The organism is Sulfuricella sp., from assembly GCA_041651995.1.
Classification (GTDB): domain Bacteria; phylum Pseudomonadota; class Gammaproteobacteria; order Burkholderiales; family Sulfuricellaceae; genus Sulfurimicrobium.
Genome location: JBAZID010000006.1, coordinates 62,775 through 87,750, shown reverse-complemented (window position 1 = coordinate 87,750; position 24,976 = coordinate 62,775). Strand labels below are relative to the sequence as shown.

Below are 24,976 nucleotides of genomic sequence, written 5' to 3'. Positions count from 1 at the left end.
TTCGCGTGCACGACCGTTCCCCCTCACCCCTGCCCTCTCCCGGGGGGAGAGGGGGACGCTGTGGCGCTGCGCGCCTTTATGATACGAGGTCATCGTCAAACTGCCAGCGGCCGGATTCAAGCGGTAATTCTATCAGCAGGGCAAGGCGCTGCACAAACAGCTTGCGTGGGATCTCGCGCGCGCCCAGGCTGGCGAGATGCGCGGTCTTCATCTGGCAATCGATCATGCCAAAACCCCAACGCTCCAGTTGCCGGACCAGATGCACAAAAGCGATCTTGGAGGCATCGGTGGCACGGGAAAACATCGACTCCCCATAGAACATCTTCCCCAGCGCGATGCCGTAAAGCCCGCCAACCATTTCGCCGCCGCGCCAGGTTTCGACCGAATGGGCCAGTCCCATTGCATGCAGGCTGCCGTATGCCGCAACCATCTCCTCGCTGATCCAGGTTCCGGGCTGCCCATCGCGCGGTGCGGCGCAGTTGCGCATGACCTCCTTGAAGGCCGTATCCACGCGCACCTCGCAATCGTGCTTGTTCAACGTCTTGCGCAGGGAACGCGACACCTTGAGTTCGGCGGGAAACAGCACCATGCGCGGATCGGGGCTCCACCACAGGATCGGCTCGCCGGGATTGAACCAGGGAAAGATGCCGCGACGATAGGCTTCGATCAGCCGCTGCGGCGACAGATCCCCCCCGGCGGCGAGCAGGCCGTTGGGCTCCTGCAGTGCTTGCGTAACAGGCGGGAAAGCGTCGCCAGGGTGGAGCCAGGAGATCATGGGATTTGAATGTGAGGGGATTCGGCCATTATCCCAGAAAAAGCCGCCGAACCGCCAAGGGCGCAAGGGAACGCAAAGGAATTCAGAAGATTGGGCGGCCTGTGCCGCTTAGCCAAAGGCAGGGCATGTCGAATATTTTTACACCCTGGACAAGACATGGCATGGAATTAAATTCCATCCTATTGATTTTTATATAAACCATCACCATGGAATGAAAAGTGCTTAACTCCTTTTCATCCTTTCCCTATTACTTTTTGCCAATCCAGATCATGGAGAATTAACATGAAAAAAGCACTAATCGCCTTCGCCCTGTGCCAATTATTCACGGCGGGAGCAGTAAATGCCGCCACGATCGTCGATACAGGTGCCGGTCCTAATAGTACCAGCGGGTGGGCGCTTGACAGTAACCAGTGGCTGGCGGGTGAATTTTCGCTGGGCACCGCCACCACGATTACCGACGTGTACGGCTGGATCGGCTACGGCAATGGCACAGCGACGGCGGCGATCTATACGGATGGAGGAGACGTACCCGGAACGGAATTATTCTCGGCCGCGTTCACTGCGGATTCTGTTAATGACTGGGATGGAGCGAGCGGATTAAGCTGGTTGCTTGGTGCCGGAACCTACTGGGTAGCCTACGAAGTACGAGCCGGGCAAACCCTTAACGGCGGCATGTCATACTCCTCGTCATCGCCGTTGCTTAACGAGGCATTTACCTACGGCGGCGCATACAATGCGTATGACACCCTTAATATCGGTGTTCGCATTTTGGGCGAACAGGGAGGTCAAGTACCGGAACCTGCATCGCTGGCCCTGCTTGGCATCGGCTTGGCTGGTCTGGGCTTGAGTCGCCGTCGCAAAATCTGAGCGTCTTTTCGGAAGCGCAAAAACGGCGGCTCCGGTCGCCGTTTTCATTTCTGGTCATCGGTGTGCACGAGGCCATCAACCCGGCCCATAAACACCTTGGATATGTAGGAGGCCCGCCCCCGGGCCGATTTCAGGATACATCCGACCAGCCCTGCCAGCACAGCGCCTTCATGCGCGCGCAGTAGGCAACCAGGTTGACGAGCATCCTGCCGTGTTCCTGCAGCGGATTGCCGTGGGGCTGATCGAGGATGTTGGCGAGAAAGGCATACAGGCTCATGTCCAGGCTGCGCGGCGCGGCGCCTAGAAAATAGGGCTTGTCGCCCAGCAGTCCCGCCAGCGCATCCAGCACTGCCCTGCCCCTGGCGTAGGCGCCCTGCGGGTCGGCGGGGGTCAGCCCCTGCTGGCGCATCTGCCGCAGCAGCATGCGGCGCAGCAGGAACAGCGCCGGGCCGCGCATGCCCAGGGGCAGGTACTTCACCAGATCCGGCTTGAACACCGCCCAGCCGGCTGGATCGCCCCAGCGCATGTAGGTGATCTGCCAATAGAGCCGCTCCTCCACCCCTTCACGCACGAAAAAGGCGAGCGCCCGCTCGGCCTCGCTCAGACCCTCGTCCAGGCGCACCGCTTCCCGGCTCTCGAAGTGGGTGATGATGGCCTCGGAATCGGAAATGGTCCGGCCGTCCTCCACGATGAAGGGAATCCTGCCGGTCGGCGACTTGCGCGGCCCGCTCGGCACCACCTGGTACGGAATACGGCGAAAGCGCAGGTAGGTTTCCGCCTTCATGCAGAAAGGGCTGGCATTGGGCAGGCCCCAGAAGGGGCGGAACTGGTGCAGTTCGACCATCAGTGCCCCTCCACACAGATCTCGCGCCGCATTACGGCTAGCGCGGTGCGCGCCAGCAACATGAGGATCAGCACACTGAGCGCACCCAGCAAGCCGGCGGCGAGCCAGGTATAGAACACGAGGCCGGTCTCTTTTGACATGATCAAGGTGGCGATGGTGATGGCGGCCAGGGGGAAGGAATAGGCCCACCAGGAGAGAAAAAACCGGATGCGGCGGAAATAGTTGAACTGGCTCAGCAACAGCAGGGTGAAGAACAGGCCGGTGAAATACAGCACGCGGCCAAAGTCATCCACGCCACCCACCAGCTTGTACCAGGAAATGAAACCCACCGCCGGCGGGGCGATGAAAATGAACAGGGTGGGCATGAGGCGTTCCGGCAGGCTGCCATGGAAGATCAGGCGATAGAACAGGATGGCGGTGAGCACCGGCCAGAAGAACAATCCCAGGCTGAAGAAGAACCAGGAAATGTCTGCCGGGGCATGCTGCATTCCGGCAATCGGCACCAGGATATTGCCCACCACCGGGATGAACCAGGCCGGGTTGAGGTGGGCGATTTCATACTTGCTGTGGTGAACCCAGGAAGACAGCACATACAGCGTGATGGCGAGATGCAGGACGGCACCCGCGCTCCACAGCCAGAACGAGAGGCCCGGTGCGATCTGCAGGTAGGCGATGGAAAGCAGCAGCATGCCGATGGATATAGTGGGCACGAAGACCAGCTTGACCGGATGCATGACCTCGCCCAGCACGTCGCGCGGATACTTCACCAGCTTGGCGGCGAGCAGCAGCAGCAACACCACGAACAGCAGCGTGGTAAACGCCAGCAGAACCGAGCTGAGACAGAAGCCGGTATCAAAAACATGCTCGGCACGGTTCCAGGCAATACTGAATCCGGCCATGCCCATGACCGTGGAAAACCAGGCGATGGGGAAATTTTTCAGGCGTGAAGTGTCGTCCGTCATGCGGTAGTCCTCAATTTGGCAAATCAGGCCGGGCCGCGCAGCCCCCTGGCTTCATGACTGCGTCAAGAAAACCGGTCAGGTCGCCGATCTGGCGCTCCAGATCCTGGTAACTGTCATGGCTTCCCTTCACCACCAGCAACCTGTCCGCTGTGCCACGATGCCTGGCATACAGGGCTTGCGCTTCCGCCACGGGAACCGTTGCATCCTCGCTGCCGTGAACCAGCAAGACCGGGCAGCGCAGGCGCCCTATGGTGTTGAGCGGCGCGATATCATCGAAGCGGTGGCCGATCACATGCTGAACGTACTGCAGGATATACCAGCCGAATGGAATATAGGGCACCCACCAGGCGGCAAGCATACGGCGCATGACCGTCCTGGGGTGCGCAAAGGCGGCAATGCTGACCACGGCCGCCAGATCGTCCCGGCGCGAGGCGGCAAGCAGGGCTGCGGCGGCCCCCACGGAATGGCCGACCAGCCCTACCCGCTCTGGGTCCACCCCTGGCTGACATTTGAGCCAGCTCACGGCATGCTCGATGTCCTCGGCAAAACGGGGCATGGAAGCGAAGGTGTCCAGATCGCTCTGACCATGGCTGCGGGCATCGAAAAGCAGCAGCGCGTAGCCGGCGCGATGCAGTGGCGCGGCAAGCGGAAGCATCGTCTCCGCGTTGCCTCCCCACCCATGCAAAACTGCCAGCGCAGGCGCCGGACCCGGCCCTGGAGCCGGGATAAACCAGGCAAAAAGCTGTTTCCCGTTGGCGGTTAAAAAATGCATTTCCGAATATTCAAGCCCCATCCCTTCGGGTGTTGATTGCTCCACCACTCTCGGCGCACGCAGGCTCCAGCGAATCAGAATGTGGAAAACCATAAGGACCAGCCAGAAAAACGCCACTTGCAGTAAAAGATTTATCACGGAAATTTCATCAAAAATGGCCATGACCAGCATTTTCGCCCCAGTTGATGAAACCGGACAGGATCGCACAAAAAAAATCCTGTGACGCATAGCGCCACAGGTCTAGTCTGACGAGCGGGGGGCTCGTCAGGGAGGAGATAACCGGCACCAACTTCGCCCCGGTTAATCGGCAGTTATTACATAGCAAGCCCTGTGCCACCTTTCGCGAATTCAATTAATTAGCCTTATTATCAATACGATATGTATGTTTTCAAGGGAAACGCACAATCTGTCGAGTAGACCTACTGCGCCATTGGTGGCATACTTTGCCAATATTGACTGCCATTTTTGACATTGCCATGACAAACGCCAAGCTTCCTGCCGGACTGATCACGTTTCTCGACAGCTTCCCGGAACCCAGGATTCTCCTGGACGAGCACTATCGCATCCTTGCCGCCAATGCAGCCTACCGGCGCGAATTTGGCGCCCATCTGAAAATTGACGGCTGCTTCTGCTACGAACTCTCCCATCATTACGACAAACCCTGCGACCAGGCAGGCGAGACTTGCCCGCTGCGGGGTTCAATTGAAAGTGGCGAGCCCAATCGCGTGCTCCATGTACACCACACTTCGGCGGGAAGGGAGCATGTGGAAGTTGAGGTGGTGCCGGTCAAGGATAAAGCCGGAAAAACGACTTATTTCATGGAAACCATGCATGTCCTGCGCCATGCCCATGGCGGCGCCCATGATCGCGACCTGGTCGGTTACTCCCCCTCGTTCAACCGCATGCTCGATCTTGCCAGGCGAGTCGCCGCGCATGAAAGCTCGGTGTTGTTGCTGGGAGAATCAGGCACGGGCAAGGAGCTGGTGGCGCAGGCCATCCACGACATGAGCCCGCGCGCGGCGGCGCCATTCGTGGCGGTGGAATGCTCAGGCCTGACCGAAACCCTGTTCGAAAGCGAGATGTTCGGTTACGAAAAAGGCGCCTTTACCGGCGCCATTGGCCGCAAGGCCGGGCTGGTGGAGGCGGCGCACGGCGGCACCCTTTTCCTCGACGAGGTGGGAGACATCCCCCTGTCGCTACAGGTCAAGCTGCTGCGTCTGCTGGAAGCGGGCACCTATCGCCGCATCGGCGGCGTCGAGCCGCTGAGCGCGGATTTCCGGCTGGTTGCCGCCACCCACCGCGATCTGGCTGAAATGGTGCTGGAAGGCAGTTTCCGGCAGGATCTTTACTTCCGTCTCAATGTTTTCCCCATTCAGCTGCCGCCGCTGCGGGAACGGCTGGAAGACCTGCCGATGCTGGTTGAACGCCTGCTGTCCCGGCTGGATCCCGGGAGGAATATCACGCTCGCCGGGGAAACCATGGCGGCACTGATGCGCCACGATTTTCCCGGGAATGTGCGCGAATTGCGCAACATCCTGGAGCGTGCGCTGATCATGGTGGATGGCAATATCATCCTGCCCCAGCATCTCCACATCGGCAACATGAAAAAAGCCAGGAGCGAAGCTTCCCCTTCCCCGCCTTTTGAAAAACTGGTTTCTCTTGAACAAATGGAAAAGCGCTACCTCGCATGGGCGGCAGCAAACTTCCACGGCGACCGCAAAGCCCTGGCCGAAAAGCTGGGCACCAGCGAGCGAACTCTTTATAGAAAACTTAAAGAGTCGCCTACAACAGACTGATTAATTGATATTAATTAAAGCTGTGCGCCGCCCACGCTCGGCATTCACGCCCATGAGCAGCAGTAGCCCGACAAGAAAATAGCTGCCGGTCAGCAACATGGCCAGGCGGTGGTCTCCGCTTGATATCCAGCTCACCAGGCCATAGGTAAGCGGGCCGAGTATGGAAGATAATTTCACCGCCAGCCCCCACAAACCAAAAAACTCCGCGCTGCGGCCTGGCGGGCTCAGAAAGCCGACCAGCGCCCGCCCGGCCGACTGGGAGGCGCCGAGGCACAGGCCGGTAATGTTGGCGGCAAGCCAGAACTGGCCGGGCGTGTCGGCGCCATAGGCAATCAGGATCATGAGTATCCAGCCCAGCAGCGTCAGGGCAATGGTACGGATATGCCCCAGCCGGTCCTGGATCTGGCCGAACAGGAAGGCGCCCACGGCCGCGGTCACGTTCACCAGCAGCACCAGCATGATGGTTTCACGCGTGCCGAAATGCATGGCCTGCTGGGCATAGATGGCCGCCAGCGCGATCACTGCCTGGATGCCGGCCTGATAGAACACCAGGGAAAGCAGGAAGCGCCCCAGATCGCGGTAGCGCCGGGCATGATGCAGCGTATCGCCGAGCCGGGCGAATGCCTCGCCCGCCACGCCGCGCCCCTGCAAATGCGGCTGGGGAACAGCGCGCTCCCGCAGGATCAGAAAGGTGGGCAGCGCGGCAAACGCGAACAGCACTGCCGTGATCAGCATGGTGACGGGCACGAACTGGGCCGCGGCCTGCCCCTGCCCTTCAGCCCAGGTCACATAGGCCAGCGAGGCACTGAGGCTGAGCAGGCCGCCGACGAAGCCGATGCTCCAGCCCCAGCCGGAAACCCTGCCCATGGCCTCGCCCTTCGCCAGTTCCGGCAGGAAGGCGGCGATCAGGTTTTCACCCACGCCAAAGAAGAAATTACTGAGAATGATCAGCGGAATGGCCAGATAAAGATCGCCCCTGCCCACCAGCGCCAGCCCGGCGGTGAACAGCACGCAACCGATGGTGCTGGCCAGCAGCAGGCGCTTCTTGCTGGCATAGGCATCGGCGTAGGCGCCCAGGGCCGGGGCCGCCAGCATGACCAGAAAATAGGACAGCGCCAGCGCCCCCGACCAGGCCAGCGTGCCCCAGTCCTTGCCTTCCGCCACCACCGCCACGAAATAGGCATTGAAAATGGCGGTAATCACCACCGTGGTGTAGCCGGAATTGGCGAAATCGTACATCGCCCAGGCCCATACCTCGCGGGGGCGGACATCGTCTGCCAGATTTTTCGAACTCATCATCCACCCGGTTGCTCATTATGCAAAACGGCTTGAAGGATAGCAGACATGGGCCTATATTTGACTGATCCTAAAAACCTCAGTTCGATAACCACGGAGGGCACGGAGAACACGGAGAAGCGGGGTAGGCAGGGATGGGCGACTTGTCGCCCAACTCGCAAAGGCAGTTTGCGGAAATTCATGGTCTCCCCCAACGGGTGAATGGCAAATATCATGCTATCTATTGTTTTTACTCCGTGTTCTCCGTGAACTCCGTGGTTAACTGCTTTTTCTAGGCTAATTCCAACGCCCGCGAAGGAGAACAGAATGACCGATATCACCGCCCTGCTCGGCGCCGAAGCCGAGAGCCTGCTGAACCACCAGTGCCGCGGCATCCCCGCTGCCATGCTGCATCTTCCCGGGCCGGACTACGTGGACCGGGTGGTTTCCCACAAGGATGTCAAACCCGGCGTCATGCGCTCCCTGCAATGCCTGTTCGGCCATGGCCGCCTGGCCGGTAGCGGCTACCTCTCCATCCTGCCGGTGGACCAGGGCGTGGAGCATTCCGGTGGCGCCTCCTTCGCCCCCAACCCGATCTATTTCGACCCGGAAAACATCGTCCGGCTGGCCATCGAGGGCGGCGCCAATGCCGTGGCCTCGACAGTGGGTGTGCTGGGTTCGGTGGCGCGCAAATACGCGCACCGCATCCCCTTCATCGTCAAGATCAACCACAACGAAATGCTCACCTACCCGACCCTCTACGACCAGACCCTGTTCGCCAGCGTCGATCAGGCCTTCGACATGGGCGCGGTGGCCGTGGGGGCGACGGTGTATTACGGCTCCCTGGAGTCGCGGCGCCAGATACAGGAGATCTCCGAGGCCTTCCAGCACGCCCATGAACTGGGCATGGCCACGGTGCTGTGGGCCTACCTGCGCAATCCGGCCTTCAAGAAAGACGGGGTGGACTACCACGTCAGCGCCGACCTCTCCGGCCAGGCCAACCACCTCGCCGCCACCATCCAGGCCGACATCATCAAGCAGAAGCAGGCCGAGAACAACGGCGGCTACAACGCCATCAAGTTCGGCAAGACCCATCCCAAAGTCTACAGCGAACTCACCAGCGAGCACCCCATCGACCTCACCCGCTACCAGGTGGCGAACTGCTACCTGGGCCGCGCCGGCATGATCAATTCCGGCGGCGCCGCCGGCGGAGAAAACGACCTGGCCCAGGCCGTGCGCACAGCCGTGATCAACAAGCGCGCCGGCGGCATGGGCCTGATCTCCGGACGCAAGGCCTTCCAGAAGCCGATGGCGGACGGGGTGACGCTGCTCAATGCGATTCAGGACGTGTATCTGGCGCGGGATGTGACTATTGCGTGAGGGAGGCGATGGGTATCGCTGCGCTCAACCCATCCTACAGCCAACCTGCACCAACGTAGGATGGGTTGAGCGCAGCGATACCCATCAACAACGAGTCCCATGACCAACTATCGCCGCAACCGCGTTCCTGGCGCCTGCTACTTCTTTACCGTAAATCTCGCCGGGCGTTCGCAATCCTTGCTGGTCGATCACATCAATTCGCTGCGATCCGCTTTCCGCTATACACGCGATCGCCATCCCTTTACGGTCGATGCCATAGTGGTGTTACCCGAGCACCTGCATGCTGTCTGGACCCTGCCCGAAGGTGACAATGATTTCGCCCTGCGCTGGCGGCTGATCAAGACCATGTTCTCCCGCACCATCCCCGGCACCGAGCCGCGTTCCGCAAGCCGTCAAGAAAAGGGGGAACGCGGCATCTGGCAACGGCGTTACTGGGAGCATACGATCCGCGACGAGGAGGATTTTTCCCGCCACGTCGATTACATTCACATCAATCCGGTTAAACACGGCCTGGTTGGGCGGGTGGCCGATTGGGAGTTTTCGTCGTTTCACCGCTACGTGAAGGCCGGAGTCCTGCCGATCGATTGGGCCGGGGACATGGAACTGGAATTGGAGTGCGGTGAACGGGAGTGATGGGTATCGCTGCGCTCCACCCATCCTACGTTGGTATCGGTTGGCTGTAGGATGGGTGGAGCGCAGCGATACCCATCAACAAACAGTCCACCCCCTAATGATGCCCCTCCCCTTCTTCATTCCCCAGCGGCCACAGCTGGTGCGTATCCAGCAGCAGGCGATAGTGCGTTTCCGCCGCCTCGAAGCGGGCCAGGGTAGCTGACAGGCGGGCTTCCATGCCCTGGCGCCGCGCCAGCAGCACGTCGTTCAAACCCATCTCACCCAGCTCGTAGGCGCGCGCCATTTTCGTTTCGTTGCGCTGCATCAGCTCACTCGCGGCACTCGCGCTCTGCCAGCTGGCGTGGGCCGCTTTTGCACTGTTGTAGGTAGCGCTGATTTCAGCCTCGATCCGGCGCAACACCAGCGCTTCGCGCTGGGCGGCCATCTCCGCGTGGGCCTGGGATTCAGCACTGGCCGCACGGCGTGCCCCGCCCGGCAGGGGCAGAGTGACATACACGCCGGTCACATTCTCGCTGCCGTTGCGCTCGGAAAGGTAGTTCAGACCCACGCTGGGGTCGGGAACACGATCGGCATCGGCGCGCTGGGCCGTGAGCTGGGCCACCCTGGACTGAGCACGTGCAAGCATCAGCTCATGGTTGTGGTCCAGCCCCAGATTCAGCCAGTAGGCAAGATCCTGGTTCAGGGGCGGCATCTGTTCCATTGCGACCGGCTGCGCCGGTAATGCCAGCGTGGGAAAATAGCGGGACAAATTCCCTCTTGCATTGTCAGCGCGCAACTGTGCCTGCTGCAGCGAAATTTCTGTCTGCATCAACGCGGCCTGTGCCAGCTCCTCCTCCAGCCGTGCGGCATCACCTGCCTTGACGCGGCGCGCCACGACATCGAGCTGCTGTTTGAGCACACCCGCCTGCTGCTGCCACTGTTCAAGCTGGGCACGTTCACGCAGCCAGACAAACCAGCCAGAGAGCAAACCGCGCCCCGCCTCGTGCATGGCGTCACCATAGGCATTCTGCGTCAGCACCAGACCCTGCTGGCCGAGGGCTCTGTCCAGTTCGGCCTTGCGCGGCAGGCGCACGGCGCGTTCAAGGCCAACATTCCAGTCGCGCAAGCGCTCGCCGCTATCGGCTACACGACGGCGCGCCGCGCCCGCAGTCACATTGAATTCATGGCTGCCTGCTTCTAGCCGGTCGCGCGCCGCTTCGCCTGCCTTGATGCCGGAGCGCGCCGCCATGACCAAAGGATAGTTTTGCAGCACCTGTTGCACCATGTCCTGCGGCGGCAAATCGGAATATTCCCTGAACTCGGCTGCCCAGGCGGATTGGGCCGCCATAACTGCCAGTGCGGCAGTGATTAATCTCAATTTCATGCGAGTCTCCCGAATTCCATTACCGGTGTAATCCAGTACGCCACCTCACGGTTTGGCAGTTCCGCTTTCAAGTGCGCCACCAGCGTGGCCGCATCTTCCCGATTCATGACAATCTGCATCTGCGAGCGATGCGCCCGGCCCCGCACCTGCTCCTGCACACTGTGAAAGGCCGCGCCGGCACCATGCCCCTCGACATGGCTGGTGGTAAAACCCGACGCCAGGTCGGGATGGGTCAAGAGCTTATCCACCAGATTTTCCTCCAGCGCACGGGGGAAAATGATGGTCAAACAACAATCCAGGGATTTCATGATTACTTATCCTCCACGCTGAAACCGAAGCGCTGATACAGCATCGGCAACAAAATCAGGGTCAACAAGGTGGACGTCACCAGCCCGCCGATCACCACGATCGCCAGGGGTTTCTGTATCTCCGACCCCGGTCCGCTGGCGAACAGCAGGGGCACCAGGCCAAAGGCGGTGATGCCGGCGGTCATCAGCACCGGCCTCAGCCGCCTCTTGGAGCCCTCCACCACCACCTCGGCCAGTGCCATGCCCTGGGCCCGCAGCTGGTTGAAGTAGCTCACCATCACCACGCCATTGAGCACCGCGATACCCAGCAGGGCGATGAATCCCACTGAAGCCGGCACGGAAAGGTACTCGCGTGATAGCCACAGCGCGAACACGCCGCCGATCAGGGCAAACGGAATGTTGGCGAACACCAGCGCCGCCTGGCGCAGGGAACCAAAGGTGGAAAACAGCAGCATGTAGATCAGCCCCAACGCCACCGGCACCACTACGGTAAGGCGTGCCGCCGCGCGCTGCTGGTTCTCGAACTGGCCGCCCCAGATCGTGCTGTATCCGGTTGGCAGCTGCACCTGCTGAGCCACGGCCTGCTTGGCTTCTTCCACGAAGCCGACCAGATCGCGCCCGCGCACATTGGCCTGCACCACGACGTAGCGGCTGGCATTTTCGCGGTCGATCTTGACCGGACCGCCGACCCGTTTCAGATGCGCCACGGCGGACAGCGGAATGCTTTGGCCATCATCCAGCGTGAGCCGGATTTCGGCAAAGCGGGCGGGCGACAGGCGCAACTCGTCATCACCGCGCAACAGCACCGGCGTGCGCCGGTTGCCTTCCAGCACCGTGCCCACCTGCGTGCCTTCCAGCTGGGTGCGCAAGGCGTTTTCGATCTTGTCCACGGAAAGCCCCAGGCGCCCGGCGGCAAGCCGGTCGATTTCGATTTTCAGGTACTGCACGCCATCGTTCATGACCCGGTACACATCCTCGCTCCCCTTGACGCCCTTGAGCGTCGTTTCGATCTGCTCCGACATGCGGTTTAGCGCGTCCAGATCCGGGCCAAACAGCTTTACCGCGACATCACCGCGCACGCCGATGATCATTTCGGACACCCGCATATCGATCGGCTGGGTGAAGCTGTAGGCGATGCCGGGAAAATCCTTCAGCACCGCGCGCAGCTCGTCCATGAGCCACTCCTTGTCCGGCTTGCGCCATTCATCACGCGGCTTGAGCACCAGGAAGGTATCGGTCTGGTTCAGCCCCATCGGGTCGAGCCCGAGTTCGTCGGAGCCTACCCGCGCAACAACGCCCTTCACTTCTGGCACCCGCGCCATGATGGCCTGCTGCAGACGCAAATCCAGCGCCACCGATTGTTCCAGGCTGATGGAAGGCAGTTTCTCCACGCCGATGATCAGGTCGCCCTCATCCATGGTCGGCATGAAGGTCTTGCCGATCTGGGTATAAACCCCGGCCGTGACGGCCATTGCCAACAGCGCGGCAACCACCACCTTGCGCTGGTTGACCAGCGCCCAGCGCAGGGACGGCTCGTAAATCGCCAGCGACTTCCGGACCAGCCAGGGGTCGTCATGACTGGCCTGCTTGAGCATGAAGGAAGCCAGCACCGGGATCACGGTAAGCGACAACAGCAGCGAACCTGACAGGGCAAACACGATGGTCAGCGCCACCGGGATGAACAGCTTGCCCTCCAGTCCTTGCAGCGTGAGCAGCGGCAGGAACACCACGATGATGACCAGAATGCCCGACAACACCGGCGCTGCGACCTCGCGCACGGCACGATAGACCACATGCAGATAGGGAAGCTTCTTGACCGAATTGTCGTGGGCGAGATGGGAAACGATGTTCTCCACCACCACCACCGCGGCATCCACCAGCATGCCGATGGCAATTGCCAGCCCGCCCAGGCTCATCAGGTTGGCCGACATGCCGAAACGGCTCATCAGGATGAAGGTGATCAGTGCCGCCAGCGGCAGCACCGCGGCCACCACCAGCGCGGCGCGCAAATTGCCGAGGAACAGCAGCAGCAGGATCACCACCAGCACGATCGCTTCCATCAGCGCCTTAGTGACGGTGCCCACCGCGCGCTCGACCAGATTGCCCCGGTCATAGAACATCTCGGTGGTCACGCCTTTGGGCAATGCCGGAGCCAGCTCCTTGAGCTTGGCGCGAACGCCGCCCACCACCTGCTGCGCATTGGCGCCACGCAAGCCCAGCACCAGCCCCTGTACCGCTTCGCCCTTGCCGTCCTTGGTCACCGCGCCGTAGCGGGTCAGCGACCCGATGCGCACCTTGGCCACATCACCCACGCGCACCGTCATGCCGTCGCGACTGGCAACGACAATGGCGCTGACGTCTTCCAGCTTCTGGATGGCGCCCTCGGCGCGCACCAGCAGCACCTCTTCGCCATCGCCCAGACGCCCGGCGCCATCGTTGCGGTTGTTACTTTCGAGCGCGCCCTGCAACTGTTCCAGCGAAATATTGCGTGCCTGCAGCGCCGCGCTGTCAGGCGCCACCTCGAAACTGCGCACCAGACCACCCAGCGAGTTGACATCCGCCACGCCCGGGAGAGTGCGCAAGGCCGGGCGGATCACCCAGTCCAGCAGGGTACGCCGCTCCGCCAGCGAAAGATCGCCGCCTTCGATGGTGAACATCAGCATCTCGCCCAGTGGCGTGGTGATGGGCGCCAGACCGCCACTGATATTGGCCGGCAGGTCTTTCATCACATTGGCCAGACGCTCGCCCACCTGGTTGCGCGCCCAGTAGATGTCGGTGCCTTCCTCGAAGTCCAGGGTGATGTCGGTGAGGGCGTATTTCGATACCGAACGCAATATCTTCTTGTTCGGAATGCCGAGCAGTTCCACCTCGATCGGCGCGGTAATGCGCGCCTCAACTTCTTCCGGTGTCATGCCAGGCGCCTTGATGATCACCTTGACCTGGGTCGAGGAAACATCGGGAAACGCATCAATCGGCAGGTTCTTGTATGCGTAGACACCGCCGCCTATCAGCAGCAGCGTCAGAAGCACCACCAGCAAACGCTGGGTCAGCGAAAATTCAATTATCCGGGTGAGCATCACTCGCCTCCCAGGCCTTGCCACGCCGCCTTGAGTGCTACCGTCCCTTTTACCACCACCTTCTCGTCGCCCTTGAAGTCACCCGTGATGGTCGCCAGGGCAGCGGTCTGAGCCGGCACCTGAACCACTTGCAGACGATAGCCGGACGGGGTCTGAACAAATACAAAGGTCTGGTTTCCATCCCGCATCAAGGCCCCATTGGCCACGATCCATTGCTTCGTTCCCGTGGACATGCCCAGCACCACCTCGACATATTGTCCCGGGCGCAGATTGACCGCGCCATCGGTGATTTCGGCGCGCACCATGACAGTCTGATTGGCCTCGGCGACAGCCCGCCCGATGGAAATTACCTTGCCACTGGCCTGGGCCGAGGACACACGCACCGAGGCACCCGCCTGCAGCGTGCCGGCCTGGGCAAGCGGCGCCTGGATTTCGAGCCACAGCGGGGAAAGGCGGGCCACCTTGAACAGGGGTGCCGCCGCCTCCACGCGCTGGCCGGGGGCAATCATCTGCTCCATGACGACACCGTCAATGGGAGAAGCAACATCCAGCGCGCTGCCTATGGCCTGGCCGGACTGGAGTTTCTGGATCGCCGCATCACCCAATCCCGCCAGACGCAAGGCCTGGCGCTTTTCGCTGGCTGCCGCAGCCGAGGTCAGCGCCCCGCTGCGTGTCGCGAGATAGCGGCTTTCAGCCACGATGCCATCCTTGAACAGCTTTTCGTCGCGGCTCAATGAATTTTTCGCCAGTTGAGATTGCAACACCGCCTGCAAGAAATCACGCTGCAATTCGGCCAGCCCGGGACTCTGAATGCGGGCCAGCACTTGCCCTTTTTTGACCGCCTGATTGACGGCAACCTCCATGCTTTCGACCATCCCCGGCAGCGGTGCGCTGATGACGCGCATCTGCTGATTGGGAATCACCACCTGTGCTGGCAGCGCGTTACCCGCAACTACGGATGAAGAGGCAAGAGGACGGGTTTCGATACCCAAAGCCTGGGATTGTTTGGCTGTCACAGGAACATCGCTGGCGGCGAAAAGCGCCCCTGCCCAGCATAAACTCACGGTAAGAAAAGACCGGATCATAAACATTATTCAACTCCCCATTCTCCCCGCCGCGGCAGGAGAAACACTGTCAAGCACAACCGATACCGGGGTTTCGCGTACGAAAACCCAGCCCAACAACAAAGGTTAAATCAGGACAGGAGGAGGTGCCTGGGAGAAAGGCGAAAGATAGCTGCAATGGCCTCCGGGAGGCGCAGGGCAGACAGGCTGGGCACGGGCCGGCCGGGCGGGAGAAAATTCCGGAAGAGATATCGTCACTGCCGGCTGTGGCGCATCGGACAATGCAATGGTTATTTCGTGGCGAAATTCCTGTGCCATGGCAATAACCGGGGCCTCATCGCGATCGGCCGCAAACGATGGCAGACCCGGATGTTCATGGCCGGGCAAGGGCTGGGCATGCACCTTGCCCTCGCCATGCATGTGAACCTTGCCCTCAACCGAGATGCCATGGGCGTGCGCGTGGAGCAGCGGCGCGAAGCACTGCAAAAGCGCAAGAAAAAACAGGACAAGAAAGCGGCTGCGACCATATCTCATGGCGCGGATATTAAACTTAGTCTAAATCATAAGCAACTCATTTCATCCTATAAAAAGCGGTTAACCACGGAGTTCACGGAGAACACGGAGTAAAAACCAAAGATTGCATGATGTTTGGCATTCACCCCTTGGGTGAGGCCATAAATGACCGCAAACTGCCTTTGCGAGTTGGGCGACAAGTCGCCCATCCCTGCCTACCCCGCTTCTCCGTGAACTCCGTGGTTATCGAACTGAGGTTTCTAGGTTCATGTTTCCGCAACCATTCGCCGCACACAAAATCACGCTGCGGCTTGATCAGATTTCCGTGGGTATCTCAGTCGGCCGCTGGTCCCTGGTATTGATGGCAGCTTCCACGGTTTTGCGCGGAAGATGCGGGGCGAAAAGCTCGATGAAATCGTATTCGTAGGCGCGTAAATAAGCACCGCGGCGCAGACCGATCTTGGTGGTGCTGAAGTCGAACAGGTGGCTGGCATCCATTTCCCGCAAGTTGAGGTCGCGCATGGGATCAAACGCCATCCTGGCAACAATGCCCACCCCCAGGCCCAGCTCCACATAGGTCTTGATCACATCCGAATCCAGCGCCGTCAGGACGATATTGGGCGCAAGCCCGCGCGCCTCGAACGCCTTGTTGATCTTGGAGCGCCCGGCAAACGCAAAGTCGTAGGTGATCAAGGGGTACTTTGCAATGGCATTCAGGCTCAATGGCTGCTGCTCCAGCAGGGGATGGCCGGGCGGCGTGATTACGCCGCGGTTCCACTGGCGGCAGGGCAAGGTAAGCAGTTCCTTGTACATATCGATGGATTCCGTGGCGATGGCGATGTCGGCCTCGCCGCTGATGACCATTTCCGCAACCTGGGTCGGATTGCCCTGATGCAGGCTGAGCCGGACCAGGGGATAGCGCCGGATAAATGCCCTGACCACCTCCGGAAGCGCATAGCGCGCCTGGGTATGGGTCGTGGCGATCGATAGCTTGCCAACAGCTTCGTTGCTGAATTCCTGACCCGCCTGTTTCAGATTTTCCGCATCGCGCAGGATGCGTTCCGCTATTTCCAGAATGATGCGTCCGGGCTGGGTGACGCCCGTCACCCGCTTGCCGCTGCGCACGAATACTTCGACGCCGAGCTCATCTTCCAGCAGGCGGATCTGTTTGCTGACCCCTGGCTGAGATGTGAAGAGCGTTTCAGCCGCTGCCGAGACATTCAGCCCTTGCCGATAGACCTCCAGCATATAGCGCAGTTGTTGCAGTTTCATCGCAATCCACCGTTTATAACTTACAGTTATTTAATAGTAACTTCTTATTCTTTTTAAATCTATACACGCATTGCTAACATGGCCCCGGTGATCAAGGCAACAACGGGGATAGACCATGGAATGGATGCACACGGCAGCGGGGTTGGGCGTCGGCTTCATCGTCGGCCTTACCGGCGTGGGCGGCGGGGCGCTGATGACCCCCCTCCTGGTGCTGTTTTTCGGCATTGCGCCATCGGTCGCCGTCGGCACCGATTTGCTCTATGCCTCCATCACCAAACTGGGCGGGGTGTGGGTCCATGGGAGGCGCGGCAGCGTGGACTGGAAGATCGCGGGCCTGCTTGCGCTTGGCAGCTTGCCCGCAGCATTGACGACCATAGCCCTGCTCAAGGCTTTTGCCGTGAACACCCGCCATTTCGAAGCAGTGATTACCGGCACCCTGGGCGTGGCGCTGATTCTGACGGCGCTGGCCTTGCTGTTCAAGGAGCGGCTGAGAAATTTCGCGCGCCGGAATGGCCCAGCAATCCAATCCGGCGGCAAGGGAAAGTGGCTCGATGCCGCCACCATCGCGACCGGCGCGGTACTGGGCGTGCTGGTGACCATCTCTTCCATCGGCGCCGGGGCTCTGGGCGCGGTTGCCCTGTTTTTTCTCTACCCGAGACTGTCCACGGTACAGATCGTCGGCACCGATCTCTTCCACGCGGTGCCGCTTACCGCGGTTGCAGGGCTGGGGCATTTTTTTCTTGGCACGGTGGATGTGGCATTGCTGCTGAGCCTGTTGCTGGGCTCGCTACCGGGCATTTACCTCGGCAGCCACCTGGGAACACGCATCCCGGAGCAGGTGCTGCGGCCGGTGCTGGCCGGAATGCTGCTCCTGATCGGCGGCAGGCTGGTCTGGTAAACGAATTAAAACATCAAATCCATATTATCCGTTAGAGATTTGACATGAAGGAAATCAACAGCTTGTAGGTCGGGCTTCAGCCCGAAATTTCGGGCTGAAGCCCGACCTACGATTTAATGAATTATTTGGATTAAACCTGGAGGAGAAAACCATGATTCAAGCAGCACAAAGTTTGGCGAACGAAGACGAAATTACCCGCTACGAGCAGGCGCTGAAGGATTTTCAGGCAGGCGCAATGGATGCCGACCGCTTCCAGGGCGTGCGCCTGCAGTTGGGGCTCTATGGCCAGCGTCAGGCGGGGGTGCACATGGTGCGCGTCAAGCTGCCAGGCGGGCGGGTTCCGCCGCGTCAACTGAGGGCGATTGCCGATGTGGTCGAGCAGCATTCCGAACACGGCTTCGCCCATATCACCACCCGCCAGGACATCCAGGTTCATTTCGTGCCACTGGCGGACACGCCGCAAGCGCTGCGCCGCCTGTCCCGGGACGGCCTGACCACGCGGGAGGCGTGCAACAACACGGTGCGCAACGTCACCTCCTGCCCTCTGGCGGGCGTCTGCTGGCGCGAGCACGCGGACATCAAGCCGTTCGTGCAGGGCGTGGCGCGCCATTTTTTGCGCCACCCCGCCACCCAGAGCATGCCGCGCAAATTCAAGATCAGCTTTTCGGGTTGCGAGGCGGATTGCGCCCAGGGCTTGATCCACGACATCGGGGTGATCGCCGTGCGCAGCGATGACGGCCGCTTCGGCTTCAAGGTGCTGGCGGCTGGCGGGCTGGGCCACAAGCCGCGCGAAGCGCTCGTTATCGAGCCGTTCATAGCCGAAAAGGATTTGCTGCCGGTGCTGGAAGCCGCGATTGCCTTGCACAACCGCTATTCCGACGGCAGCAAGCGCGCCCGTTCGCGCAGCAAGTTCCTGGTGGATCGCTTCGGGCCGGAAGGTTTTATCGCGAAATACCGCGAGGAACTGGATCGCACCCGGGTAGCGCTGGCCGGCCAAATCCACCCGCAGGGGCGCTGGAGCGGCGGCAAGAGCGGCGACGCGGCGGGAGCAGGCGCCCCGCGGCGCTTGTACAAGCAGAAACAGCCGGGTTTGTACGTCTACCCGGTAACGGTTCCGCAGGGTGAGTTGAGCGTGGCCGCATTGCGCGGCATTGCCGATTTGGCGGAAAAGCTGGGGCTGGACGACATCCGCACCACCCAGGACCAGAACCTGATGCTGCTCAATGTGCCGGAAGCCGCCTTGTCGGCGGTCAACGCGGGGCTGGCAAAAATCAGGCTTGCCGCACCCAGGCGCGGCGACAACATCGTCGCCTGCCCCGGCGCCTCCACCTGCCGCCTGGGGATTACCGCCTCGATGAAGCTCGCGCCCAAGCTGAGCGGCGGGAACGACAACCTGCGCCTGCGCATTTCAGGCTGCCACAATGGTTGCGCCCAACCGGAAACGGGCGACATCGGCATCTACGGCGAAGGGCGGCGCCTGTTCGGCAAGCTGATTCCCCATTACCAGCTGTATCTCGGCGGGGAGGGCAGCGATGGTACCGGTCTTGCCCTGAAAGGGCCCTCGGTTCCGTCCGCGCGCATCGAGGCCGCGATCGAACGGGTTCAGGAAACCTACGCCACGGGCCGCGATGAGCGGGAAAGCTTCTATCACTGGACGCGGAGGCAGGAGCCGGACTATTTCAAGCACCTGCTGGCGGATCTGGCCCATGTTTCCGAACACGAGGCGGAGTCTCTCCGGCGCGACCATGGCGACAGTGCGGATTTCCGCGTGCTTTCCCTGGGCGGCGGCGAGTGCGGCGCCCCCGCCAAGGCTTCGGTCGCCCCGCTCTATTACGAAGCCGCCAACGAACGCCGCTACCGCAACGCCTATTACATGCAGCGCGAATTTGGCGAAGCGCTGGCTTGCGCCGAGGCGATCGCCAGGCTGGTCGGCAAGGCTTTGCTGTTCCCGGCGGATTGCGACGAGGGAAACCTGGCCGCCCAGGTGCAGGGCATGGCTCTTGAGCAACCCGGCCTGGCCGGAAAATATGCGGAGTTGGCGGCCGGGTTTGCGCGCCTCAGGAACCATCCTGACGACAAGGCACTACCGGGGCTGTTTGCCGATCTCGACGCCTGGACAGCCGAGGCGGGCCAATACAACCTCGCACAGGACCGGCAACTGGATCTGACCGGCATGTTGCCGCAAGTAGCGGCCGCGCAGGTGGCGGCTCTGCAGCCGCGTTCCAGGCCGCATCCGGAAGACGAACCCAGACAAGCGGCGGCCAGCCGTTAACAAGGAAAGGAGATAAGCAAAATGAGCCTGGAACTAAAAATTGAAAACGCAAAATCGCTGCTGAGCCACATCGCGAGCGAGTACTCCCCGGCGGTCTTCGCCAACAGCCTGGGCGCGGAGGACATGGTGCTGACCGACCTGATCGCAAAGCACACCCCTTCCATCGGTGTTTTCAGCCTCGATACCGGGCGGCTGCCGCAGGAAACCTATGATCTGATGAAGCAGATGTCCAGTTATTACGGCATCAGGATGCAGGTCTATTTCCCGGAACGGCATGCCCTGGAAGCGTTTGCCAGCAAACACGGCGTCAACGCCTTTTACGACAGCGCTGAGCTACGCAAGACCTGCTGCCAGATCCGCAAGGTCGAACCGTTGCGCCGCGCGCTGTCGGGCAAGCAGGCCTGGCTGACCGGGCTGCGGCGCGAGCAGGCACCGACGCGCCAGAATCTGGGCGCTGCGGAATGGGACGCCGACAACGGCTTGCATAAATTCAACCCGCTGATCGATTGGACGCAGATCGACGTCTGGTCTTACATCCGGGAATTCAACGTGCCCTACAACATGCTGCACGACCGGAACTATCCCAGCATCGGCTGCGCCCCCTGCACCCGCGCCGTCTCGGCAGGCCAGGACATCCGCGCCGGACGCTGGTGGTGGGAGGATCCGGAGAGCAAGGAATGCGGCTTGCACAAACGCAAGGAGGTCGCATGAAGGCGGCGCATGAAATCGCGGCGAGGGCCGCGCCACAAAACGAATCGGCGCTCCATGCCCCGGCGGGCAAGGCACATTTCCAGCCAAAGCACCTCAAGGTGCTGGAATCCGAGGCGATCCACATCATGCGCGAGGTGGTGGCCGAATTCTGCAATCCGGTCATGCTCTACTCCGTCGGCAAGGATTCCAGCGTAATGCTGCACCTGGCGCGCAAGGCCTTTTACCCTGGACCGCTGCCCTTCCCCCTGCTGCACGTGGACACCGGCTTCAAGTTCCGCGAGATGATCGACTTCCGCGACCGCGCCACGCAGGAAATCGGCGCGCGGCTGATCGTCCACCGCAACGAGCAGGCCATCGCCGATGGCACCCACCCAAGCAAGGTTGGCGTGGCGCGCTGCTGCGGCCAGCTCAAGACGGCGGCACTGCTGCAGGCGCTTGAGCAATACGGCTTCAACGCCGCTCTGGGCGGGGCGCGCCGCGACGAGGAAAAGTCGCGCGCCAAGGAACGCATATTTTCCTTTCGCGACGAGTTCGGCCAGTGGGATCCCAAAAACCAGCGCCCCGAACTGTGGGATATCTATAACTGCCGCATCCGCGATGGCCAGTCGATCCGGGTGTTCCCCTTGTCCAACTGGACCGAACTGGACATCTGGCAATACATCAGGACGGAGAACATCCCCATCGTGCCGCTGTACTTCGCCAGGGAACGCATGATGGTGCGGCGCGGCCCCCTGCTGATCCCCGCCGGCGATGCGGACAACCTGCGAGAAGGCGAAATTCCCGAGCCGGTGATGAGCCGCTTCCGCACCCTGGGCTGCTCGCCCTGCACCGGGGCGATCGAATCCGGCGCCACCACGCTCGAAGAGATCGTGGCGGAAGCCGCGGCCTGCACCCGCAGCGAGCGCGAAACACGCATTATCGACCACGGCGCGAACTCCATGGAAGACAAGAAGAAAGAGGGTTATTTTTGATTTTTTGACATTGAAAACGAGCTCTGTAGGTCGGGCTTTAGCCCGACATGTCGGGATAAAGCCCGACCTACGATAAATCGCGGTATTCAAGGAACATACACATGAACATGATCGAAAACATTTTCAAGCGCGAGACCGAGTTGCTGCGCTTTTCCACCGCGGGCAGCGTGGACGATGGCAAATCCACGCTGATCGGCCGCCTGCTGGTGGACAGCAAGGGCATTTTCGAGGATCAGCTCGAAGCGGCGAAGCACTTCAATGAACGCAAGGGCGGCAAGGGGCTTGACCTGGCGCTGCTCACGGACGGCCTGGCGGCGGAACGCGAGCAGGGCATCACCATCGACGTCGCCTACCGCTACTTCGCCACGCCCAAACGCCATTTCATCATTGCCGACACGCCGGGCCACGAACAGTACACCCGCAACATGGTGACGGGGGCAAGCACCACGCACCTCGCCATCGTGCTGGTGGACGCGCGCAAGGGCCTTCTGCCCCAGTCACGGCGCCACGCCTACATCGCGGCCTTGCTGGGCACTCCCCATATCGTGGTCGCGGTCAACAAGATGGACCTGGTGGGCTATTCGGAACAGGTCTTTGAAAAAATCAAGCGCGAATTTGCCGCGTTCTTCGAGAAGCTGGAAATCGCCCATAGCGAAGCCCGCTTCATCCCGATCTCGGCACTGGCCGGGGACATGGTAGTCGAGCGCGGCGCCAATATGCCGTGGTATCAGGGCAAAACCCTGCTTGAAACGCTGGAACAGGTAGAAGTGAAATGCCGCCGCGAACATAACGCGTTCCGCTTCCCGGTGCAGTGGGTGAGCAGGCCGCAAACCCCGGAATTGCACGATTTCCGCGGCTACATGGGGCGCATCGAGTCGGGCAGTGTAAAAGCCGGTGACAAGATCGTGGTTCTGCCTTCCGGGCAGACTTCCACAATCAGGGAAATCGTCACCTACGACGGCGGCCTCGCGGAAGCCGTGGCGCCTTCGTCAGTCACCCTGACCATCGAGGACGATATCGACATTGCCCGCGGCGACACGATCGCGCACCGGGATGCCGCGCCACGCGTGGTCAGGGCGTTCGACGCCATGCTGTGCTGGATGGGCGAAAAGCCGTTAGCGCCGGGCCGCAAATATTACATCAAGCATGCCACCCGCACCGTCAAGGCGGAGATCCAGAAGATTGATTACAAGGTGGATATCCACACCCTGGAGAAGGCCGGCGCAACAGCCGGATTGGCCATGAACGAGATCGGCCGGGCCTCATTCAGGCTGTTCAATCCGCTGGCATGCGATGCCTACGAGGACAACCGCGCCGGTGGCGGGTTCATCGTGATCGACGAATTCAGCAACGAAACCGTCGCGGCGGGCATGATCTGCCGCACAAGCGTGTAGGGGCGGTTTTAACCGCCGTAGGCGAATGAATTCGCCCCAACAGCCGGGTTAAATCTTGGGCAAGGTCACGCCGACCTGGCCCTGGTACTTGCCGCCACGGTCCTTGTAGGAGGTCTCGCACACCTCGTCGGACTCGAAGAACAGCACCTGCGCCACGCCCTCGTTGGCGTAGATCTTGGCCGGCAGCGGCGTGGTGTTGGAAAACTCCAGCGTCACGTAGCCCTCCCATTCCGGCTCGAAGGGCGTGACGTTGACGATGATGCCGCAACGCGCGTAAGTGGATTTGCCCAGGCAAATGGTCAGCACGTTGCGCGGGATGCGGAAATATTCCACGGTGCGCGCCAGGGCAAAGGAATTGGGCGGGATGATGCAGTAATCCGCATTCACCTCGACAAAGGAATTGGGGTCGAAATTCTTGGGATCGACGATGGTGCTGTTGATGTTGGTGAAGAGCTTGAATTCGTTGGAGCAGCGGATATCGTAGCCGTAGCTGGAAGTGCCGTAGGAAACGATCTTGCGCCCGTCCTGCTCGCGAACCTGGCCTGGCTCGAAAGGCTCGATCATGCCAGTCTGTTCCGCCATCCTGCGGATCCATTTGTCCGATTTGATGCTCATTTGGCTACTCCGTAAGGTGTGAGGAGCAACAAGAGAGGAGAAGCCCGAGGGTTTTACTCCTCACTCCTCCCTCCTCACCCCTCACGTATTTTCAGGTATTTTGAATCACGATTGACGGGAAGCGCGCGCTGAAGTCCTGCGCCTGCTCCGCCACCCGGATCGCCACGCGGCGGGCGATGTCGCGGTAGATCATGGAAATCCGCGAATCCGGCTCGGCTGCCACGGTGGGATTGCCGGAGTCGGTTTCCTCGCGGATGCGGATATCCAGCGGCAGGGAGCCAAGGAATTCCACTTCGTAATCCTGGCACATTTTCTCGCCGCCGCCGGTGCCGAAGATGCGTTCTTCGTGGCCGCAGTTGGAACAGATGTGCAGGCTCATGTTTTCCACGATGCCGAGGATGGGAATGCCCACCTTCTCGAACATTTTCAGCCCCTTGCGCGCGTCGATCAGGGCGATGTCCTGCGGCGTGGTGACGATCACGGCGCCGGTTACCGGCACGCGCTGCGCCAGGGTCAGCTGGATGTCGCCGGTGCCCGGCGGCAGGTCGACCACCAGGTAGTCGAGATCTTTCCACTTGGTGTCGTTGAGCAGTTGTTCCAGCGCCTGGGTGACCATCGGGCCGCGCCATACCATGGGCTGCTCCACGTCGACCAGGAAGCCGATGGACATGGCCTGAATGCCGTGCCCCACCATGGGTTCCATGCTCTGCCCGTCGGAAGAATCGGGGCGGCCGGTAATGCCCAGCATGGTTGGCTGGGAAGGACCATAGATGTCGGCATCCATGATGCCCACGGTAGCACCTTCAGCCGCCAGGGCCAGGGCCAGGTTGACCGCGGTGGTGGATTTGCCCACGCCGCCCTTGCCGGAGGCCACGGCGATCACGTTCTTCACGCCGGGAATCAGCTTCACACCCTTCTGCACGGCGTGGGAAACAATTTTCTGGCTCATGTTGACGCTCACGTCACCCATGCCGGAAATGGATTTCAGCTTGTCCGTCACCAGTTTTCTGATGTCATCCATCACGCCCTTGGCGGGATAGCCCAGCACCACATCCACGGCCACGTTATTGCCGTCCACCTTGATGTTCCTGGCGGATTTGCTGGACATGTAATCCTTATGGGTATGGGGATCGATCAATTCCTTCAGTGCATCCTGCACCTGCTGTTCCGAAACGGCCATGCTTGCTCCTAAAATTCGAGTCTGACTATTCAAA

General features: G+C 60.9%; 22 protein-coding genes. 10 read left to right on the top strand and 12 right to left on the bottom strand.

Going from position 1 to position 24,976, the window contains the following annotated elements; genetic code table 11:
* Nucleotides 1–76: 76 nt before the first annotated feature.
* On the bottom strand, nucleotides 77–775 hold the full coding sequence (gene aat / locus WC392_09850; GenBank protein ID MFA5242659.1) for a leucyl/phenylalanyl-tRNA--protein transferase: 699 nt from the start codon (nucleotides 773–775) through the stop codon (nucleotides 77–79).
* 282 nt (nucleotides 776–1,057) lie between these two features.
* On the opposite strand from aat, the gene WC392_09845 reads away from it, so the two are divergent.
* The gene (locus tag WC392_09845; protein ID MFA5242658.1) at nucleotides 1,058–1,642 is read left to right on the top strand and encodes a PEP-CTERM sorting domain-containing protein; all 585 of its coding nucleotides are present in this window, start codon (nucleotides 1,058–1,060) and stop codon (nucleotides 1,640–1,642) included.
* A 130-nt stretch (nucleotides 1,643–1,772) separates the two neighbouring features.
* Here the strand turns inward: WC392_09845 and WC392_09840 are convergent, their stop codons facing one another.
* Genes WC392_09840 through WC392_09830 form a run of 3 tightly spaced genes read right to left on the bottom strand, consistent with a single transcriptional unit; the run spans nucleotide 1,773 to nucleotide 4,220 of the window.
* Nucleotides 1,773–2,486 (bottom strand): glutathione S-transferase family protein, encoded by a 714-nt coding sequence (locus WC392_09840; GenBank protein MFA5242657.1) that lies wholly within the window; start codon nucleotides 2,484–2,486, stop codon nucleotides 1,773–1,775.
* A complete protein-coding gene (locus WC392_09835) occupies nucleotides 2,486–3,448 on the bottom strand; it encodes an SLAC1 anion channel family protein (protein ID MFA5242656.1) in 963 nt (320 codons plus the stop codon). Before WC392_09835 ends, WC392_09840 begins: the two co-directional genes overlap by 1 nt.
* A 10-nt stretch (nucleotides 3,449–3,458) precedes the next feature.
* Nucleotides 3,459–4,220, bottom strand: coding sequence for an alpha/beta fold hydrolase (locus WC392_09830; protein ID MFA5242655.1), 762 nt, complete (start codon nucleotides 4,218–4,220; stop codon nucleotides 3,459–3,461).
* 476 nt (nucleotides 4,221–4,696) lie between these two features.
* Between WC392_09830 and WC392_09825 the strand changes: the two genes are divergently transcribed.
* On the top strand, nucleotides 4,697–6,016 hold the full coding sequence (locus WC392_09825) for a sigma 54-interacting transcriptional regulator (protein ID MFA5242654.1): 1,320 nt from the start codon (nucleotides 4,697–4,699) through the stop codon (nucleotides 6,014–6,016).
* Here the strand turns inward: WC392_09825 and WC392_09820 are convergent, their stop codons facing one another.
* Nucleotides 6,017–7,315 carry an MFS transporter gene (locus tag WC392_09820; GenBank protein MFA5242653.1) on the bottom strand — a complete coding sequence of 433 codons (1,299 nt, stop codon included), beginning with the start codon at nucleotides 7,313–7,315 and terminating at the stop codon, nucleotides 6,017–6,019. It abuts the gene before it with no gap.
* Between the two features lie 303 nt (nucleotides 7,316–7,618).
* Here WC392_09820 and WC392_09815 point away from each other — a divergent pair, with 303 nt between their 5' ends.
* Nucleotides 7,619–8,671: a class I fructose-bisphosphate aldolase gene (locus WC392_09815; protein MFA5242652.1), complete on the top strand. Its 1,053-nt coding sequence runs from the start codon at nucleotides 7,619–7,621 to the stop codon at nucleotides 8,669–8,671.
* A gap of 99 nt (nucleotides 8,672–8,770) precedes the next feature.
* Complete coding sequence (locus tag WC392_09810; GenBank protein ID MFA5242651.1) at nucleotides 8,771–9,304, top strand: transposase; 534 nt, start codon at nucleotides 8,771–8,773, stop codon at nucleotides 9,302–9,304.
* 94 nt (nucleotides 9,305–9,398) lie between these two features.
* Here WC392_09810 and WC392_09805 read toward each other — a convergent pair whose 3' ends face one another.
* The 4 genes from WC392_09805 to WC392_09790 are packed head-to-tail and all read right to left on the bottom strand — an operon-like array spanning nucleotide 9,399 to nucleotide 15,143.
* Nucleotides 9,399–10,667, bottom strand: a complete 1,269-nt coding sequence (locus WC392_09805) for a TolC family protein (protein ID MFA5242650.1) — start codon at nucleotides 10,665–10,667, stop codon at nucleotides 9,399–9,401.
* Complete coding sequence (locus WC392_09800) at nucleotides 10,664–10,975, bottom strand: DUF3240 family protein (protein ID MFA5242649.1); 312 nt, start codon at nucleotides 10,973–10,975, stop codon at nucleotides 10,664–10,666. Before WC392_09800 ends, WC392_09805 begins: the two co-directional genes overlap by 4 nt.
* A 2-nt stretch (nucleotides 10,976–10,977) precedes the next feature.
* Nucleotides 10,978–14,052: a CusA/CzcA family heavy metal efflux RND transporter gene (locus WC392_09795; protein ID MFA5242648.1), complete on the bottom strand. Its 3,075-nt coding sequence runs from the start codon at nucleotides 14,050–14,052 to the stop codon at nucleotides 10,978–10,980.
* The gene (locus WC392_09790) at nucleotides 14,052–15,143 is read right to left on the bottom strand and encodes an efflux RND transporter periplasmic adaptor subunit (protein MFA5242647.1); all 1,092 of its coding nucleotides are present in this window, start codon (nucleotides 15,141–15,143) and stop codon (nucleotides 14,052–14,054) included. Before WC392_09790 ends, WC392_09795 begins: the two co-directional genes overlap by 1 nt.
* A 270-nt stretch (nucleotides 15,144–15,413) precedes the next feature.
* On the opposite strand from WC392_09790, the gene WC392_09785 reads away from it, so the two are divergent.
* Nucleotides 15,414–15,743 (top strand): hypothetical protein, encoded by a 330-nt coding sequence (locus tag WC392_09785; protein ID MFA5242646.1) that lies wholly within the window; start codon nucleotides 15,414–15,416, stop codon nucleotides 15,741–15,743.
* A 201-nt stretch (nucleotides 15,744–15,944) separates the two neighbouring features.
* Here WC392_09785 and cysB read toward each other — a convergent pair whose 3' ends face one another.
* Nucleotides 15,945–16,901: an HTH-type transcriptional regulator CysB gene (cysB, locus tag WC392_09780; protein ID MFA5242645.1), complete on the bottom strand. Its 957-nt coding sequence runs from the start codon at nucleotides 16,899–16,901 to the stop codon at nucleotides 15,945–15,947.
* Nucleotides 16,902–17,016: 115 nt separating this feature from the next.
* Between cysB and WC392_09775 the strand changes: the two genes are divergently transcribed.
* The 5 genes from WC392_09775 (at nucleotide 17,017) to cysN (ending at nucleotide 23,147) form a co-directional block, all read left to right on the top strand.
* Entirely contained in the window at nucleotides 17,017–17,799 is a 783-nt protein-coding gene (locus WC392_09775; protein ID MFA5242644.1) for a sulfite exporter TauE/SafE family protein, read from the top strand.
* Nucleotides 17,800–17,950: 151 nt separating this feature from the next.
* The gene (locus WC392_09770) at nucleotides 17,951–20,071 is read left to right on the top strand and encodes a nitrite/sulfite reductase (GenBank protein MFA5242643.1); all 2,121 of its coding nucleotides are present in this window, start codon (nucleotides 17,951–17,953) and stop codon (nucleotides 20,069–20,071) included.
* A gap of 21 nt (nucleotides 20,072–20,092) precedes the next feature.
* Nucleotides 20,093–20,782, top strand: a complete 690-nt coding sequence (locus WC392_09765) for a phosphoadenylyl-sulfate reductase (protein ID MFA5242642.1) — start codon at nucleotides 20,093–20,095, stop codon at nucleotides 20,780–20,782.
* Complete coding sequence (gene cysD / locus WC392_09760; protein ID MFA5242641.1) at nucleotides 20,779–21,753, top strand: sulfate adenylyltransferase subunit CysD; 975 nt, start codon at nucleotides 20,779–20,781, stop codon at nucleotides 21,751–21,753. The genes WC392_09765 and cysD overlap by 4 nt, the downstream gene beginning before the upstream one ends.
* Nucleotides 21,754–21,854: 101 nt before the next feature.
* Nucleotides 21,855–23,147 carry a sulfate adenylyltransferase subunit CysN gene (gene cysN / locus WC392_09755; GenBank protein ID MFA5242640.1) on the top strand — a complete coding sequence of 431 codons (1,293 nt, stop codon included), beginning with the start codon at nucleotides 21,855–21,857 and terminating at the stop codon, nucleotides 23,145–23,147.
* Nucleotides 23,148–23,195: 48 nt separating this feature from the next.
* Here cysN and dcd read toward each other — a convergent pair whose 3' ends face one another.
* On the bottom strand, nucleotides 23,196–23,762 hold the full coding sequence (gene dcd, locus WC392_09750; protein MFA5242639.1) for a dCTP deaminase: 567 nt from the start codon (nucleotides 23,760–23,762) through the stop codon (nucleotides 23,196–23,198).
* Nucleotides 23,763–23,853: 91 nt separating this feature from the next.
* Complete coding sequence (gene apbC, locus WC392_09745) at nucleotides 23,854–24,942, bottom strand: iron-sulfur cluster carrier protein ApbC (protein ID MFA5242638.1); 1,089 nt, start codon at nucleotides 24,940–24,942, stop codon at nucleotides 23,854–23,856.
* Nucleotides 24,943–24,976 lie beyond the last annotated feature (34 nt).